This window comes from Alloactinosynnema sp. L-07 (assembly GCF_900070365.1).
Lineage (GTDB): Bacteria > Actinomycetota > Actinomycetes > Mycobacteriales > Pseudonocardiaceae > Actinokineospora.
In genome coordinates, this window is the sequence record NZ_LN850107.1 from 1443490 (window position 1) to 1459618 (window position 16129).

Here is a 16129-nt window from a genome sequence, read left to right on the forward strand (position 1 = left end):
CGTCCCATCAGCATGCGCGTATTTCTGCTGGCCGTGGTCCTGCTGGTGACGGCGGGCTGCTCGCCGAGTCTGCCGTCGGCGATGCCGGACGACTTCACCGCGACCGTGGAGTACGAGACCGGGTCGCTGCCGCCGCGCTATCGCTACGAGTGGAGGCTGACGCTGACCGTCACGGAGGCCACCGTCAGCTGGAAGCCCGGCTACGACAAGTCCACCCCGCCGTGGACGACGACCGTGCCGGTGACCCGGGAGGCCCGGGCCACCTTCTACGACCGCCTGCGCTCGTCGGGTGGGTTGCAGGCGAGTTCGTCAAACAGCGACGGGATGACCGGCGGCTCGACCGGGTCGGTGCACGCCACCGTCGACGGCGAGACCTATGACTCGGCGGAGTTGGGCCTCAGCCGCGACAGCCGCGGCCTGCTGGAGACCGTCGAGGACGCCGCGAAGGACCTCGTCCCCGCCTCTGTGTGGGCCGACTTTGACCGCAAACAGGATGAATGGGGCAAGTCTCAGCCCTGATCACGGCCCGATGCTGGTGGCCGCGTGCAGGTCGCCGGTGTCGCCGGGCAGACACGCGGCGGCGCGGTCGCTGGTGGCCAAGAACTCGCCGAGGCAGCGGCCGAAGGCGGTGTGCCCGGCGGCGTTGGGGTGGAAGGACTCCTGCAGCGCGTGGGTGGCGCGCGCGTCGTCCTGCAGGTCGGCCCAGCGCACCGACAGTCTGCTGAACCATTCCTGCGAGGCGTCCTCCCGCGAGCACGCCTCCCGGCCCAGGCCCGCGCGGGACAGGTCGAGAAAACGCGCCCCGGACTCCCGGGCGACGCGCCGGGCGCCTTCGGTGAGCAGCGGCACCGCCGACTCGCGCACCCACCGCAGATCATCCGCGCGGAACGGGCAGCCGTTGAGGTTGCGCAACGAGTCCAGGGCGTCGGGACTGATCGGCGCGGCATAGGACTGCAGGACGAGTTGATAGTCGGTCGGCCGGTAGCCGGCGTCGCGCATGACGTCGCGGATGTCGTTGATCGCGTCTAGGACTTTCGGGACCATCGCGTCGACCTTGCCCGGCCAGTCCTTGCCCGCGCTCTCGGCGCAGCCCGGCTTGTCGCGGTCGAACCACGCCTGCACACAGGCGTCGAGCACCCTGGCGAACCCAGGATCGTCGTTTGCGCCGACCGAGACCAGCACCGCCACGACCCGCTTCTGCCGCGCGAGCGCGCCGAGCCGACGGGCCTGGGAGCCCTCGGTGTACTGCCGCGCCTCGCCAAGGCCGACTTGCGCGGAGGGTGCGCCCGAGCAGGCCAGGTTGACCGTGTCATCGATGCCGATGAGGGCGGTCTGATGGATGGTGGCGTGGCGCGAGCGGTGGCACCAGTTGCCGTCCTCGCCGTCGGTGCCGACCTCGTAGTCCCCGGCCGACTCACCAGAGATCGTGGAGTCGCCCAGCGCGACGAGAACCCGCGGCACCCCCTCGGGCGGGCCGGGCGCCGGCGCGGGATTGTTGCCCACCACGAGGAACGCGCCGACCAGCAGAATCACCAGCACCAGCGCGCCGCCGACCCACCATCGGAATCGTCGCATCAGGACCAGTCTAACGATGATCACCGACCGGCCGCATGTTGACAGGAGGCTGTCAATATGACAGGCTTCTGTCATGACTTCGGACATCTTGATCGCTGTTTACGACGGGCTCGCGGACTGGGAGATCGGCTACGTGACGGCAGGCCTCAACACCCCGGCCTTCCAACTCACGCCCGGCCGGTTCCGGGTGCGGACGGTGGGGGAGAACCTGAACCCGATCACCACGATGGGTGGGCTCACGGTCGTGCCTGACGTCGCACTGGCCGACGCCGACATCGACGGTGCCGCGCTGTTGGTGCTGCCAGGAGCGGATTCCTGGCTGGAGGGCGCGAACACGGCGTTCTCCGCCGCGGCTGTGTCCCGACTCGACAACGGCAAGCCGGTGGCGGCGATCTGCGGTGCGACAGTGGGTTTGGCGGCGGCGGGCGCTCTCGACACGCGCGACCACACCGGCAACGCGCCGGAACAGTTGGCGATCGCTGCTTCTTATGCGGGACAGGAACGGTTCCGGACGGAGCGGGCCGTGTCGGACCAGGGTTTGATCACCGCAGGCGCGGCGAGTCCGCTGGAGTTCGCGGTGGAGGTCTTCCGAACACTGGACGTCTACGCTCCTGACGTACTCGACGCCTGGTACCAACTCAACGCCACTGGAGATCCGAAGTGGTTCTTCCGGCTGATGGAGATCGCCGCGTGACCCGAACGCCTGGGGGTGACGCGTTGACCGACATCATCGTGCGCACCTTTCATCTGAACGGCGCGTTTCTCCGCGCAGCTGAGCACATTTCGTTGCCACAGGGTTTGACACCGTCTTGGTGGCAGGTGCTCGGCGGCGTGTTGGACGAGCCCCGCTCGGTCGCTGACATCGCACGGGACATGGGGATGGCACGGCAGAGCGTGCAGCGAACGGCCGACTTGTTGGTGGAGAAGGGATTAGCGGAGTATCTACCCAACCCGGCGCACGCACGGGCGAAGCTGATACGGCCGAGCCCGACTGGGTGGAAGGCCATTCGGGGGATGACAGAGGCACAGCACGCCTTTACGAATCGGGTTGCCGCGAGATTTGACGACGCCGAATTGGCGGCTGTAGCGGACCTGATGTCGCGGTTGGCTGTTGTGTTGGCTGAGGACGAGGGTTCCGTCCGCACCATCGGGTGAAACTGGGCGATCACGCTTTGCCTGGGGCCCCTACGACGGCCCTGTGGGGAAAAAGCGGTGGCGGATAAGGCACCCCACACGCCAAGCAGCTTAGGGCCGTCGTCCCCCCAGACAAAGCGGGATCACCCAGCTTCACCCGATGCCGCTCAGGCGCGGGGGTGCGGCTTTGGTTGCGAACTAAGGGATCAGTAGGAGCCTCCCCCTTTGGCCGCCTGCGGCGAGCGTCTTGTGGGCGCCGGACGCCTGATCCAACGGCAACGTCGCGCTCACCCGCGCAGACAGGAGTCCAGTCGCGGTGTCGGAGAGCAGATGGGCCAGCGCAGCGCCGTCAGCCGTGACATTGACCGCGCTGGTCTCAACCCGCCCCCGGCCGTCGGGCACCGCAGGCGGGATGACCCCGACATACTTCCCGTCGTCGCGGACCAACCCGACAGCGATGTCCGCGAGTACAGCCGCATCGAGCACAGCGTCGAACCGGCCGACAGGTTCGGTGATCAGGTCGACCGCCCCCGCCGACAGAACGAACTCGCGGTCGCTGTGCCTGGCCAAACCAGTGACGCGCCAACCCGCGCGGGTCGCCAGAGCCACCGCGTATCCACCGACCCCACCCGCGGCCCCGGTGATCAGAAGCGACCCGTTCGCAGTACCCAGCAGAGCGACCGCTTGGGCCGCCGTCAGACCGTTGAGCGGGACTGTCGCGGAATCCGTGAGTGACAACCCCTCGGGAATCAGCGCAGCAGCGGCCGCAGGGATCACAGCTTCCTCGGCATACGCGCCCAGGGCGCGGTCGACACCCGCGGACAGCCCCGCGACCAGGTCACCGACCACGAACTCCACCCCCGACCCCACCGCCGTCACCGTCCCCGCCAGATCCCACCCAAGGCCGACGTACTCGGTCTGATTGATCCACCCCAGCCTGTGAAAGACCCCCTCCCGGGTCTGCAGATCGACCGGATTGACCCCAGCCGCGGCCACCCGCACCCGGACCTCCCCGGGGCCGGGCACAGGGGTCGGCACCTCGACGATCTCGATGGCATCAACCGAACCTGGCTCGCGAACGACAGCGGCACGCATGCTTGATCCTCCAAAGTTATACGCTCTCTTGCGAACAACCTTGGGGGAGTAGCTCTCTTCCAGGAAGAAGGCACCTGAAAGTGCGTAACCGAGGAGGAGGTGCGATGGCCACCACGACCGCCGCTGAGCGCCGGGCCCACGCGAAGAGTGAGTTCGACTCCTACCTGGCCACCTGTGCCAGCAGGCACGTGCTCGACCGCCTGGCCGACAAGTGGGTCACGCTCGTCCTCTGCGCGCTCGGTGATCATGGCTCGGCCATGCGCTACTCCGAGCTGTCGCGGCGCGTGGCCGGGGTGAGTCAGAAGATGCTCACCCAGACCCTGCGCGCCCTGGAGCGGGACGGCCTCGTTTGCCGGACCGTCACCCCGACCGTCCCAGTCACGGTCGACTACGACCTGACCCCGCTTGGCGCGTCTCTGCTGGCGATAGTCCGCGGGCTCAAGCGATGGGCCGACACCCACGTCGACCAGATCCTTACTTCGCGCGAGGAGTTCGACGCGCGCTAGTGGTCTCGGCGAAGTGGGCGGCGAGTTCGGGGGCCAGGACCTTGGCCTTGACCATGTGGGTCTGGCCCGGCAGCGTCCGGTACTCGGCGCCCGCGATCGAGTCGGCGATCGCGGACTGGGCGGTGCGAATCCACTGTGGACTCTTGCCGCCGTCGAGCACCAGGGTCGGTGCCTTGATTCCCGCGTAGGTGCCTGCGGGCAGCGGGTGTCCGGCCTGGTTCGGGGTCACGATCGACAGGTCGTAGGGCAGCGTGTGCGCGACCCCGGTCAGCTTCTTCCACACGGGGATCAACGGCATGATCGCCACGAAGACCGCGGGGGTGCCGACCAGCTTCAAGAACCTCTTCACCGCCGCGCCGCGCTTGCCCGCCTGGACCAGGTCTCGCAGGTCCGCGGGCGTGCTCGCCGGAATCGGCGGGCGGGTGCCGTCGACGATGAACGGGGCCTCGTAGGTGGCCAGGCGGGTGATCGGCAGGCCGCGTTGGGCCGCGGCCAGGGCGAGCGCGGCGCCGGAGGAGAAGCCGACGACGTGTGCCGAGCCGCCCGCCGCCTCGATCAGGGCGGCCAGGTCGTCGGTCTCGCGGTCGACGCTGTAGTCCGGGGTGTCGCCGGAGCCGCCCCGGCCGCGGCGGTCGTAGCAGTACACCGTGAACCGGTCGGCCAGTTCCTTGGCCACGTCGCGGCTCGGGCCCATCTCGCGGTGGCACAGCGCGCCGTCCACGATGATCAGTGCCGGGCCGGTGCCGTGGGTCTCGTAGGCGATCGTCGTGCCATCGGCGGAGGTCACGGTGCTCATGTCGGTCTCCTTGTCGGATCGGTCGGTCACCGGTGCGTCGGACGGCGTCGTCGGATTTCGACACGGGTCACGAGATTTCTTCCGCGCGGGCGATGAGCAGGTCGCGTTCGCGGGCGTTGCCCGTCAGCCCGGCCGCGCGCTCGAACTCCGCTTTGGCCTCCTGGTCGCGTCCGGCCTTGCGCAGCAGGTCGCCTTTCACGCTCGCCAGCAGGTGATAGCCCGCCAGCGTCTGGGCGGCCTCGACCGGTTCGAGCACCGCGAGCCCGGCCACCGGGCCGAACGCCATCCCGTGCGCCACCGCGCGGTTGACCTCGACCACCGGGTTCGGCGCGACCTGGCCCAGCACGTCGTAGAGGCCCGCGATCCTGGCCCAGTCGGTGTCCTCGGCGCGGGCCGCACGGGCGTGGCAGGCGGCGATCGCGGCCTGCACGACATAGGGGCCGACCGGGGCGTCGAGCCGGTCGGCGCGGTCGAGCGCGTCGAGGCCGCGGCGGATGAGCAGGCGGTCCCAGCGGGAGCGGTCCTGGTCGAGCAGCAGCACCGGCCCGCCATCGGCGCCGGTGCGGGCCGCGGTCCGCGACGCCTGGATCTCCAGCAGCGCCTGCAGGCCGTGCACCTCGGGCTCGTCGGGGGCGAGCTGGGCCAGGACGCGGGCCAGCCGCATCGCCTCCTCGCACAGCGCGGGCCGCATCCAGTCGTCGCCCGCGGTGGCCGAGTAGCCCTCGTTGAACACCAGGTAGATCACGCCCATCACCGCGGCCAGCCGCTCGCGGCGCTCCCGGCCGGTCGGCAGGTCGAACTCGACGCGCGCCTCGGTCAGGGTCTTCTTCGCCCGCGACACCCGCTGCCCGACCGTGGCGTCCTTGGCCAGGAACCCGCGGGCGATCTCAGTCGTGGTCAGGCCGCCGACCAGCCGCAGCGTCAGCGCCACCCGCGCCTCGGTGGGCAGTATCGGGTGGCAGGTCATGAACATCAGCCGCAGGACGTCGTCCTCGATGTAGTCCACGGCCGCGGCGAAATCGGGAACGTGCGACTCGGGGGTGTCGCGGCTTAGTTCCTCGGTCTTGCGCCGCAGTGTCTCCGCGCGCCGGAAGTGGTCGACGGCGCGGCGCTTGGCCACGGCCATGAGCCAGGCGCCCGGATTGTCCGGGACGCCCGACTCGGCCCACTGTTCGACGGCGGCGATCAGGGCGTCCTGCGCCAGGTCCTCGGCCAAGCCCACTTCGTGGGTCATCCGGACCAAGCCCGCGATCAGGCGGGTCGACTCGTGCCGCCACACCGCCGCGACCGCTCGGTCCGACTCCCGCTCACCCGTGCGTGTGGTGCCCACAGTGGACGATCAGAGCACCCGAGCCGCCATCGATCAAGTCAGTCGCTGGTCGCCGGGGGCTCGTCCGGGCCCGCGATCCGGCGCACGTGGACCGAGCCCTCCCAGGACGGCCAGTGGTCGCGGTGGATCTGGATGAGCCGGTGGGCGCTCTCGACGGCCTCCTCGTGCGAGCGGGACTCGATCACCGCGTAGCCGCCGATGACCTCTTTGGCCTCGGCGTACGGGCCGTCGGTCACCGACACCGCGCCGTCAGCGAGCCGCACCTCGGTGCATTCGGTGTTGGTGAAGAGGCCGCCCGCGTCGAGCATCGATCCCGCCGCGAACAGCTTGGTCATCTCAGCGCCCATGGCCTCGACCAGCGCCCGCGGCGGGGCGCCGATGTCTTCGGCCATGTTGATGAACACCATGTACCTCATGGGATCTCCTTCTTCCTTGGTGGCGAGCCTGCCACGACACCGCGTCGAACGCCGGGACCCGGTTTCGACACGGCCCACCAAGAAAGTCCGGTGCCCCGGCGGAACGCCCGCCGGGGCACCGGAGCGCTACATCGGGCGGCGCTCGTTGCGCGGCTCGGCGAGGTCGAGCTCGGTCAGCCCGTCCTCGACGCTGTTCGTGCGCGACAGCACCGACGGCGCGGTCACGTTCGCCCACCGGCGCAGCGTCGCGGTGGCGGCGTCACGCTCGGCCGGGACCAGCGCGGCGATGTTCGCCCCGTGGTTGGCGCCCGGAGCGGTGTAGGTGAAGGAGTCGTTGCGGCTGGGGAAGAACGGCTCGGCGCCCCACGGGTCGTTCTGGCCGTAGACGAACAGCATCTGGCTGGACCGGGTGCGCACCCAGGTGTCGACGTCGAGCATCGCTGACGGGTCGTGCCTGCCCCGCAGGTCGGTCGGCAGGCTCGAGTTCGCCTGGTAGAGGCCCGGGTACTGGGTCAGGCCCCGCAGGTGCTCGAACTTGAGCGACGGCCAGCCGAGCTGGGTCGCGGCCTGCCGGTAGTAGGCGGCGTAGGGGAGGATGCCCTGGTCGGCGTAGAAGGAGAAGCCCGCCACGTTGTCGATGAAGGTGTAGAGCTCGTCGGTGGTGGCCGTCGCCGCGGGCACGGTCGCGCAGTCGGCCTGCGTGGAGTACTGCCAGAACGCCCACACGGTGTCGAGCACGACCATCTCGAAGGCCTTGTCGATCGACCCGAGCACCTGGGTGAAGGTCAGCCCGCCCGCGTCGGCCGCGGCCTGGTACTTCGCCAGCATCTCCGGGCGCCGCTTGAGCGCCTCCGTCTGCACACCGTCGAGCCGGGCGCGGCAGTCCGCGTCGGTGCCCACGTTCTTGAAGAACGCGTCGTACGGGCCGTCGAGCCGGTTGATCCGGTCGTTCGGCGCGACGTAGGCGACCACGCCGTCGACGTCGCGGGGGTAGAACCGGCGGTGGTAGATCGAGGTCATCCCGCCCTTACTCGCGCCAGTGGAAATCCACTTGGCTGAGTAAACGGGCTTGAGGGCCGCCACGATCCGGTGGTGGTCGGTGGCCGCCTGCCAGATGTTGAGCTTGTCCCAGTCGGCGGGGTCGGGCCGCGACGGCTCGAAGAACCGCTGCTCCACGGAGATCTGGTTGCCGTCGACCAGTCGCGTCGGCTCCGACCGGAACGCGGTGGTGCGCATGTTGTAGCCGGTGGTGTGCAGGATCATCGGCCGGTCGGTGGCCTTGTGCAGCAGCTGGAACCGCTGCTCGAACCGCTGGCCCGCGGGCTTGCGGTGGTCCGCGGGCTGGCTGTAGGTCAACAGGAAGAACCGGTACCCGGCGGGCGGGGTCGCCGACTCCGACACCACGGTCAGCCCGGGGATCGCCCGCAGCTGGTCGCCGATGTCGGTCTGCGACTGAGCGCCGCTCGGCAGGGCCTGCGCCGAGGCGATCCCCGACCCGCCGACCAGTCCCGCGACCGCCACGACGGCCAACACGGCCGCGAGCGCTCGACTTCTACGGATGAACACGCCCAACTCCCTCACGTCCTTCGGGCCGCGCAGGGTATGGCGGCTCGGAAAGCGCGAGTCTTGCGCATCAACCCGGTGGTGGGAAAGTGCCTATCCACAGGCCACGATGGACGTTGTCCGCCGATTGGCCTACGACAGCTCGACGCCTTCGACCAGGCGGGTGTGGTACGACCGCCGCGTCGTCCACCGGGTCGACGAAGGCGATCGTCTGGAGCATGATCACGACCTCGCCGGTGGCGATGGCGTGAGCCAGATCGACTTCTTGCCGGTGAGCGCGGTGAACGACAGCCGGAAGTCCAGCGCGGGCTCGGCCCGGGTACTTGGCTCTTTGCTCGGTGATTGATGGGTCCTTGGCGCCTGTCCCGGTCAGCTGCGTGGCAAGACCCTCCGGGTTGATCTCGGCCAGGGTCGCGGGTGAGTCCACCGCGAGCGCGCGCCAACGCCTTGCTCCTCGCCCGAGAAGATCGAGCGGTGCTGCCTGAACATGTCCGGAGTGCCGTCCGGACCAGGGCGAGTCTCCGTCTCAGGTACGCAGGGCAGCCTGAAGTGGCCCCGGAGGGATCATCGGCCGTCATCAACCACTCGTGAACCCCCAGAGCGACGAACCGCCCCGGCCAAAGTGACCAGGGCGGTTCGCGCAGTCTAGCTACGCCTGGTGGTCCGGATTCTCTTGCCAGAATTTCTGTCCCGTGGCGCCCAAGGTGGAGATCGGGTCGTAGTACGGGTACCGGCGGCTCAGGATCGCGGCGGCCTCCTCGGCCTCCATCCGCTCGGTGCCCGCGCGGTAGTTCTTCGTCCAGTACGAGATGCCCAGTTCCCGGTCGTACTCGGCGAGCTGGTGCACCCAGCGCTTGCCGACGTAGGGAACGTCGCAGATGATGCGCGGTGTCGCGTAGCCGGGCAGGTAGCCCATGATCGCGTGCTGGAGTTCCTGGGCCTCCCACACGGCCACGCGCCAGTGCTCGGCGTTGGGGATCATGTCGCACATGTAGAAGTAGTACGGCAGGATGTTCGCCTCGCCCTGCAGGGCGAAGCACAGGTCCAGCAGCGCCTCCGGGGTCGCGTTGACCCCGCGCATCAGCACACCCTGGTTGCGCACGTCGCGGACGCCGACCTCCAGCGCGGTCCGCGCGGCCTCGGCGACCAGCGGGGTCACCGACTGCACGTGGTTGACGTGGGTGTGGATGGCCAGGTTGACCCCGCGGCGAGCCGCGGTGCGCGCCACCCGCTCCAAGCCCTCGACGACGCTGGGCTGCAGCCAATGCTGCGGAAGGCCCGCCAGCGCCTTGGTGGCCAGGCGGATGTCGCGGACCGTCTCGATGTCGAGCAGGCGCATCAGGAACAGCTCAAGCTGCTTCCACGGCACGTTGGCCACGTCGCCGCCGGAGACGACCACGTCGCGCACGCCCGGCGTGCGCTTCAAGTAGTCGATCATCTGGTCGTAGCGGTCGACCGGCTTGAGGGTCAGCTTGTGCTTCTCCACCTGCGGGGTCGAGTTGCCGACCAGGTCCATCCGGGTGCAGTGCCCGCAGTACTGGGGGCAGGTCGAGAGCATCTCGGCGAGCACCTTCGTCGGGTACCGGTGGGTCAGGCCCTCCACGACCCACATCTCCGCCTCGTGCAGCGAGTCGCGCTCCGAGTGCGGGTGCGACGGCCAGACCGGGTCGCGGTCGGACCGGACCGGCACCATGTAGCGGCGCACCGGGTCGGCGAAGAACGCCTCGGTGAACGCCGCGGTGCTCGTCGGCGCGGTCGGCGCCATCGTGTTGAGCATCTGCGGCGGCAGCAGCATCGACATCGTCGCGAGCTGCTCCTGGTCGGCGGCCAGTTCCTCGTAGAACGACTCGGCCAGCAGGTCGCCGACCACCGCGCGCAGCTGGCGGGGGTTCTTCACACAGTTGACCCGCTGCCACTGCGCGTCGCGCCACTGCGCATCGGTGACGTGCGCCCAGCCGGGGTAGCGCCGCCAATCGGGTTCGACCAGTTCCCTGCGGACGTACTCGTAGGGCTGGCCTCCCGCCTGGTGCACCGCGTCGGACACCGTCGTCGCCGGGATCTCCGGCCCAATCGCTGCAACACTCAGCGCAGTCATATGTGCTCCTCGCCGTTCGGGTGGCGTAAAGATATGCTGCCATACGACTTGGATGACGTAAATCTTACGGAGGTCGATGTGACGGAGGCTCGCTTCGTGTCGCCATTCGGGCTACACCGCGTGCTGGAGCCCGCCGGTGTGCTGCCCCAGCAGGCACAACGCCTCGACCCCGACCCGACGCCCGCCGCCGACGAGGTCGTCCTCGACGTCGAGCGCCTCAACCTCGACGCCGCCTCCTACCGGCAGTTGCGCGAGGAACACGGCACGGGCGAAGAGCTCAAGGCCGCCGTCCTAGCCATCGTCGCGGCGCGCGGCAAGATGCAGAACCCGGTGACCGGGTCGGGCGGCATGCTGCTGGGCACCGTGCGCGCCGTGGGCCCACACTCGCCGCTGGGCCTCAAGGTCGGTGACCGGGTCGCCACCCTGGTCTCGTTGACGCTGACCCCGCTGCGCATCACCGACGGCCTGGTCGACTGGGACGGCACCAGCGAGCAGGTGCCGTGTCAGGGCACCGCCGTGCTGTTCGGGCGGTCCATCGCCGCGGTTCTGCCCGACGACCTGCCCGACGAACTGGCCCTGTCGGTCCTCGATGTGTGCGGCGCCCCGGCGCTGACCGACCGCGTCGTGCGCGCCGCGGGCCCGGGTGCCTCAGTTTGTGTCCTGGGCGGCGGGGGCAAGTCCGGGTCGCTGTCACTGGTCGCCGCACGTCGGGCCGGTGCGGGTCGGGTCGTGGCGCTGGTGCCGTTCGAGTCCGAGGCCGACGCGGTCCGTGAGGCGGGACTGGCCGACGAGGTCGTCATCGCCGACGCCCGCAACCCGGTCGCGGTCGCCGAGGCCGTCGGCGAGCCGGTCGACGTGACCGTGGTGTGCGTCGACGTGCCCGGCTGCGAGCACGGCGCGATCCTGGCCACCGCCGACGGCGGCACGGTGATCTTCTTCTCCATGGCCACGTCGTTCTCCGCCGCCGCGCTGGGTGCCGAGGGGCTGGCCGCGGACGTGCGGATGCTCGTCGGCAACGGCTACGTGCCCGGTCACGCCGCCTTCGCCCTGGACCTGATCCGCGCCGAGGCCGGGGTGCGCGCCCTGTTCGAGGCCCGAGAGCGGCAGACTCAGCCGCTATGACGACCCGCGCTGTTCCTGCTCGGACACTCCTGACCGGCGGCAACATCCACTCACCAGCCGACCCGCACGCCACGGCCATGGCCGTGGAAGACGGCATCGTGGTATGGCTCGGCCAGGACTCCGTCGGTCGTACGCTGTACGAGAACGCGGACGTGGTCGTGGACCTCGCGGGCGCGTTCGTCGCGCCCGCGTTCGTCGACGCCCATGTGCACGCCACCTCGGCGGGGCTGCTGCGCACCGGCCTCGACCTGACGGGCTGCGAGTCGCTCACCGAGTGCCTGGACGCGATCCGCTGGTTCGTCCGTGACCACGGCGGGCAGTTGATCTGGGGCCACGGCTGGGACGAGACCAAGTGGCCGGAGCGGCGCCCGCCGACCCGCGCCGAACTCGACGCCGCAGCCGAGGGCGCCGCGCTCTACCTCTCGCGGATCGACGTGCACTCCGCGCTGGTCAGTTCCGCACTGCTCGACCACGCGCGGGGCGCCGAAGGGTTCAGCGAGGACGGCCCGCTCACCAAGGACGCCCACCACCGCGTCCGGCGCGCGGCGCAGTCCGCGATCACCCCCGCCCAGCGGGCCGATGCGCAGACAGCGTTCCTCGACCACGCCGCGTCGATGGGCATCGCGTCGGTCCACGAGTGCGCGGGCCCGGACATCTCCGGCGCCGACGACTTCGCCGAGCTGCTCGCCCGCACCAGTGGCCCCGAGGTCGTCGGCTACTGGGGCGAACGCGGCCCAGCCGACCTGGCGATCGGCAAGGGCGCGCGCGGCCTGGCGGGCGACCTGTTCGTCGACGGCGCCATCGGCTCGCGCACCGCGGCGCTGTGCCACCCCTACACCGACCGGCCCGACACCAGTGGTGCGCTCTACCTCGACGCCGCCGCCATCGGCGAACACCTGCGGGTGTGCACCGAGGCCGGGATCCAGGCGGGCTTCCACGTCATCGGCGACGGCGCCGTCGCCGAGGTGATCGACGGGTTCGCCATCGCCGAGAAGACCGTCGGCCGCGAAGCGCTCGCGGGGGCCCGGCACCGGCTCGAACACCTGGAGATGGTGACCGCCGAGCAGGCCGAACGCCTGGGCCAGTGGGGTGTCGTGGCGTCGGTGCAGCCGCTGTTCGACGCCGCGTGGGGTGGCGCGGACGGCATGTACGTCGAGCGGCTGGGGGAGCGCGGCACCACGCTCAACCCGTTCTCCCGCCTCGCCGCCGCCGGGGTGATCTTGGCCCTCGGATCGGACGCGCCGGTCACCCGGGTCGACCCGTGGGCCACCGTCCAGGCCGCGGTGCACCACCGCACCGACGGCCACGGCCTGTCCCCGCGCGCGGCGTTCACCGCCCACACCCGCGGCGGCTGGCGCGCGGCCGGGGTCGATGACGGCCTGACCGGGACTTTGCAGCCCGGCGCGCCCGCCACCTACGCCATCTGGGACGCCCCCGAGCTGGTCAGCGCCACCGCTGACGCGCGGGTGCAGCGCTGGTCGACCGACCCGCGCTCGCGCGTGCCCGCCCTTCCGCCGCTGCACCCCGGCGCGGACCTGCCCGCCTGCCTGCGCACCGTCCTGCGCGGGCACACGATCTTCGACCGTTTCGACCGCGAGGAGCATCATCGTGGCCCTGCTTGACCTGGACCCCGCGGTCGTGGCCACCGCGCGCGGGCTGGCCGCCAAGGCCGCCGCGCCGGTGGTCGACATCGCCCGGGCGCACACCACCGTCGCCGTGGAGCGCGCCACGCTGCGGCTGGCGGGCATCACCGGCGCCGACACCACCCACCGCGCCGGTGACGTGCCGTGGGTCAACCGCGTCGTGGACACCGTCCGCGAACACTGCGGCCTGGAGCACGGCGTCGCGCTGCCGGTGTTCCACGCGCTGCGCGAGCACGACCTGGGCAGCCTGACCGAGTTGGCCGAGGCCACCGCCGCCGGGCAGATCCAGTTCACCATCCCCACCGGCCGCGCCGCCACGGGAGCGGCGAAGACCGCGCGCGGCGCCGTCGCCAAGGGGCTGCGGTCCGTCGACCGCAACAAGGCGCAGCGCGCCAAGCTGGTCGGCAAGCTCGGCGACCCGCCGCAGCGGCCGTGGATCTACCTGATCGTCGCGACCGGCGACATCGACGAGGACGTCGTGCAGGCCGCCAACGCCGCGCGCGCGGGCGCGGACATCATCGCGGTGATCCGCTCCACTGGTCAGTCCCTTTTGGACTACGTGCCGGAAGGCGCCACGCACCACGGGTTCGCGGGCACCTACGCCACCCAGGAGAACTTCCGCATCATGCGGGCCGCGCTGGACGAGGTGTCCAAAGAGGTTGGCCGCTACGTACGGCTCACCAACTACGCCTCCGGCCTGTGCATGCCTGAGATCGCGGTGCTCGCGGGCCTGGAACGGCTCGACATGATGCTCAACGACTCGATGTACGGGATCCTGTTCCGCGACATCAACCCGATCCGCACCTTTGTGGACCAGCGCTTCGCCCGACAGGTCCACGCGCGGGCCGGGATCATCATCAACACCGGCGAGGACAACTACCTCACCACCGCCGACGCCGTCGACGCCGCGCACACCGTCACGGTGTCGCAGCTGCTCAACGAGCACTTCGCGCACGAGGCGGGACTGACCGACGACCTGCTCGGCCTGGGCCACGCCTTCGAGATCAACCCGAAGGTGCCCGACTCGTTCCGGCTGGAGCTGGCGCACGCGCTGCTCGCGCGGGAACTGTTCCCCGACGCGCCGCTGAAGTGGATGCCGCCGACCAAGCACATGACCGGCGACGTGTTCAACGGCTACCTGCTCGACGGGTTCTTCAACCTCGCCGGTGTCCTCACTGGACAGTCGATCCTGCTGGTCGGGATGATGACCGAGGCCGTGGTGACCCCATTCCTGTCCGACCGCGACCTCGCCCTGGCCAACGTCCGCTATGTGCTGGAGGCGGCGGGCAGTCTGCGGGAGGACTTCCGACCGGCGCCAGACGGGCTGATCGTCAAGCGCGCCCACCAGGTGCTCGGCCAAGCGGTCGACCTGCTGGAACGCGTGGTCGACGACGGGCTGCTCAACGCCATCGCCGACGGCACCTTCGGCCTGATGAAACGCCCCGCGCACAAGGGAAAGGGCGCCGACGGCGTCATCGAGAAGGCCGACGGCTACCTCAACCCCGCCACCACCCTGCTCGATGAGGGAGCCACGGCATGACGACCACAGAAGAGCCCAAGACCGAGACGGACGCGCCGAAGAAGAAGCGCTACGTTCGTCCCTACGGCGACACGACCGGCGACGGTATGGCGCAGCTGTCGTTCACCCTGCCCGTCCCGTTCGGGCCGCGGGCGGACGGGGCCGCGCAGCAGCTGGCGAACAAGATGGGCATGGACCCGGCGATGGTCGTGCACTCGCACCCGATCGGCGCCGACTTCACCTTCTTCGTCGTCTACGGCTCCGTGCAGCACATCGTCGACCTTGACGAGGTGCGGGTGGTCGAGCGCGAATACCCGCTGCTGCCGCCGTCGGACGTCAACAGCACCATCAAGAAGACGTTGCGCCGCAAGATGGTTGTCGTCGGCGCGTGCATCGGCACCGATGCCCACACAGTCGGCATCGACGCGATCCTCAACATCAAGGGCTTCGCCGGCGAGAAGGGCCTGGAGTACTACCGCGAGCTGCGCGTGGTGAATCTCGGCGCCCAGGTGTCGGTGCCCGAACTGGTGAAGGCCGCGCGCGCCGACAAGGCCGACGCGGTGCTCGTCTCCCAGGTCGTCACCCAGCGCGACGCGCACATCCTCAACACCCAAGAGATGTCGGCGGCCTTCCGTGAGGCGATGGGGGAGCGCTGCCCGCTGCTCATCGCGGGCGGACCCCGTTTCGACCCGCTCATGGCCGGGGAACTCGGCGTCGACCGGGTCTTCGGCCGCGGCACCACCCCCGGCGAGGTCGCCTCCTACCTCGTCCACGCCATCAGCCAGCGAAAGGAAGTCCACGCATGACCCGCGAGGTCGGCTTCACCGTCACCCACCGCCACTACGTGCCGCACTCCCACGCCCACTACGGCGGCAACCTCGTCGACGGCGCCTACGGCCTGGGCATGTTCGGCGACCTCGCCACGGAGATGTGCGTCCAGACCGATGGTGACGAAGGCCTGTTCGCCGGCTACAGCAACGTCGAGTTCCTCGCGCCGATCCGCGCCGGTGACGTCATCGAGGGCACCGCGACCCTGACCCGGATCGGCACCCGGTCGCGCGCGATGGACTTCGAGGTCCGCGTGGTCTGCCGGTCCGCGCCCGAGCGGGGCGACTCGGCCGCCGACGTGCTCGACCCCCCGATCGTGGCCACCCGCGCCTCGGGCACGGTGGTCGTCCCCGCTCAGGCCTGACCGGCCACCCGCGCCGCTGTCCGGGCGCGGATGGCCATGTCGAGCCTGGTGAGGGCGTGCTCGACGTGGGTCTCGGCGGTGCGCTGGGCGATGGCCAGCCGGGCAGAGATGTCCCGGCTGGCCATCCTCAGTGCGACCAGCCT

Annotated in this window: 18 protein-coding genes; 10 read left to right on the forward strand and 8 right to left on the reverse strand. The window is 70.2% G+C overall.

Going from position 1 to position 16129, the window contains the following annotated elements; genetic code table 11:
- The first annotated feature begins 12 nt into the window (after positions 1–12).
- Entirely contained in the window at positions 13–519 is a 507-nt protein-coding gene (locus BN1701_RS06910) for a hypothetical protein (RefSeq protein ID WP_054046570.1), read from the forward strand.
- On the opposite strand, the gene BN1701_RS06915 is transcribed toward BN1701_RS06910, so the two are convergent.
- Positions 520–1575 (reverse strand): GDSL-type esterase/lipase family protein, encoded by a 1056-nt coding sequence (locus BN1701_RS06915; RefSeq protein WP_054055683.1) that lies wholly within the window; start codon positions 1573–1575, stop codon positions 520–522.
- Positions 1576–1648: 73 nt separating this feature from the next.
- Here BN1701_RS06915 and BN1701_RS06920 point away from each other — a divergent pair, with 73 nt between their 5' ends.
- Positions 1649–2269, forward strand: a complete 621-nt coding sequence (locus tag BN1701_RS06920; protein ID WP_054046572.1) for a DJ-1/PfpI family protein — start codon at positions 1649–1651, stop codon at positions 2267–2269.
- 23 nt (positions 2270–2292) lie between these two features.
- A complete protein-coding gene (locus BN1701_RS06925) occupies positions 2293–2730 on the forward strand; it encodes a MarR family winged helix-turn-helix transcriptional regulator (protein WP_197672053.1) in 438 nt (145 codons plus the stop codon).
- Between the two features lie 177 nt (positions 2731–2907).
- On the opposite strand, the gene BN1701_RS06930 is transcribed toward BN1701_RS06925, so the two are convergent.
- Positions 2908–3804, reverse strand: a complete 897-nt coding sequence (locus BN1701_RS06930; protein WP_054046576.1) for a zinc-binding dehydrogenase — start codon at positions 3802–3804, stop codon at positions 2908–2910.
- A gap of 104 nt (positions 3805–3908) precedes the next feature.
- On the opposite strand from BN1701_RS06930, the gene BN1701_RS06935 reads away from it, so the two are divergent.
- Positions 3909–4310, forward strand: a complete 402-nt coding sequence (locus tag BN1701_RS06935; RefSeq protein WP_054046578.1) for a helix-turn-helix domain-containing protein — start codon at positions 3909–3911, stop codon at positions 4308–4310.
- Here the strand turns inward: BN1701_RS06935 and BN1701_RS06940 are convergent.
- From BN1701_RS06940 to BN1701_RS06955, 4 genes are all read right to left on the reverse strand, one after another.
- On the reverse strand, positions 4279–5106 hold the full coding sequence (locus tag BN1701_RS06940; protein WP_054055684.1) for an alpha/beta fold hydrolase: 828 nt from the start codon (positions 5104–5106) through the stop codon (positions 4279–4281). The two genes, BN1701_RS06935 and BN1701_RS06940, sit on opposite strands and share 32 nt — an antisense overlap.
- A 67-nt stretch (positions 5107–5173) precedes the next feature.
- Positions 5174–6436 carry an RNA polymerase sigma factor gene (locus tag BN1701_RS06945; protein ID WP_054046581.1) on the reverse strand — a complete coding sequence of 421 codons (1263 nt, stop codon included), beginning with the start codon at positions 6434–6436 and terminating at the stop codon, positions 5174–5176.
- Positions 6437–6474: 38 nt separating this feature from the next.
- Positions 6475–6852 (reverse strand): YciI family protein, encoded by a 378-nt coding sequence (locus BN1701_RS06950; protein ID WP_067520570.1) that lies wholly within the window; start codon positions 6850–6852, stop codon positions 6475–6477.
- Positions 6853–6978: 126 nt separating this feature from the next.
- Positions 6979–8418 (reverse strand): S28 family serine protease, encoded by a 1440-nt coding sequence (locus tag BN1701_RS06955; RefSeq protein WP_231949518.1) that lies wholly within the window; start codon positions 8416–8418, stop codon positions 6979–6981.
- Between BN1701_RS06955 and BN1701_RS35295 the strand changes: the two genes are divergently transcribed.
- Positions 8411–8761 (forward strand): hypothetical protein, encoded by a 351-nt coding sequence (locus BN1701_RS35295; RefSeq protein WP_157367799.1) that lies wholly within the window; start codon positions 8411–8413, stop codon positions 8759–8761. The genes BN1701_RS06955 and BN1701_RS35295 overlap by 8 nt on opposite strands.
- Positions 8762–9064: 303 nt before the next feature.
- Here the strand turns inward: BN1701_RS35295 and BN1701_RS06965 are convergent, their stop codons facing one another.
- Complete coding sequence (locus BN1701_RS06965; protein WP_082859689.1) at positions 9065–10510, reverse strand: KamA family radical SAM protein; 1446 nt, start codon at positions 10508–10510, stop codon at positions 9065–9067.
- Between the two features lie 78 nt (positions 10511–10588).
- Here BN1701_RS06965 and BN1701_RS06970 point away from each other — a divergent pair, with 78 nt between their 5' ends.
- The 5 genes from BN1701_RS06970 to BN1701_RS06990 are packed head-to-tail and all read left to right on the forward strand — an operon-like array spanning position 10589 to position 15986.
- Complete coding sequence (locus tag BN1701_RS06970) at positions 10589–11632, forward strand: L-erythro-3,5-diaminohexanoate dehydrogenase (protein ID WP_197672055.1); 1044 nt, start codon at positions 10589–10591, stop codon at positions 11630–11632.
- Complete coding sequence (locus BN1701_RS06975) at positions 11629–13254, forward strand: amidohydrolase (protein WP_054046590.1); 1626 nt, start codon at positions 11629–11631, stop codon at positions 13252–13254. The genes BN1701_RS06970 and BN1701_RS06975 overlap by 4 nt, the downstream gene beginning before the upstream one ends.
- A complete protein-coding gene (locus BN1701_RS06980) occupies positions 13241–14815 on the forward strand; it encodes a lysine 5,6-aminomutase subunit alpha (RefSeq protein WP_054046592.1) in 1575 nt (524 codons plus the stop codon). Before BN1701_RS06975 ends, BN1701_RS06980 begins: the two co-directional genes overlap by 14 nt.
- Complete coding sequence (locus BN1701_RS06985) at positions 14812–15600, forward strand: OAM dimerization domain-containing protein (RefSeq protein WP_054046594.1); 789 nt, start codon at positions 14812–14814, stop codon at positions 15598–15600. The genes BN1701_RS06980 and BN1701_RS06985 overlap by 4 nt, the downstream gene beginning before the upstream one ends.
- Positions 15597–15986 carry a hotdog fold domain-containing protein gene (locus BN1701_RS06990; protein WP_054046596.1) on the forward strand — a complete coding sequence of 130 codons (390 nt, stop codon included), beginning with the start codon at positions 15597–15599 and terminating at the stop codon, positions 15984–15986. The genes BN1701_RS06985 and BN1701_RS06990 overlap by 4 nt, the downstream gene beginning before the upstream one ends.
- Here the strand turns inward: BN1701_RS06990 and BN1701_RS37780 are convergent.
- The gene (locus BN1701_RS37780; protein ID WP_255364603.1) at positions 15977–16111 is read right to left on the reverse strand and encodes a hypothetical protein; all 135 of its coding nucleotides are present in this window, start codon (positions 16109–16111) and stop codon (positions 15977–15979) included. The two genes, BN1701_RS06990 and BN1701_RS37780, sit on opposite strands and share 10 nt — an antisense overlap.
- Positions 16112–16129 lie beyond the last annotated feature (18 nt).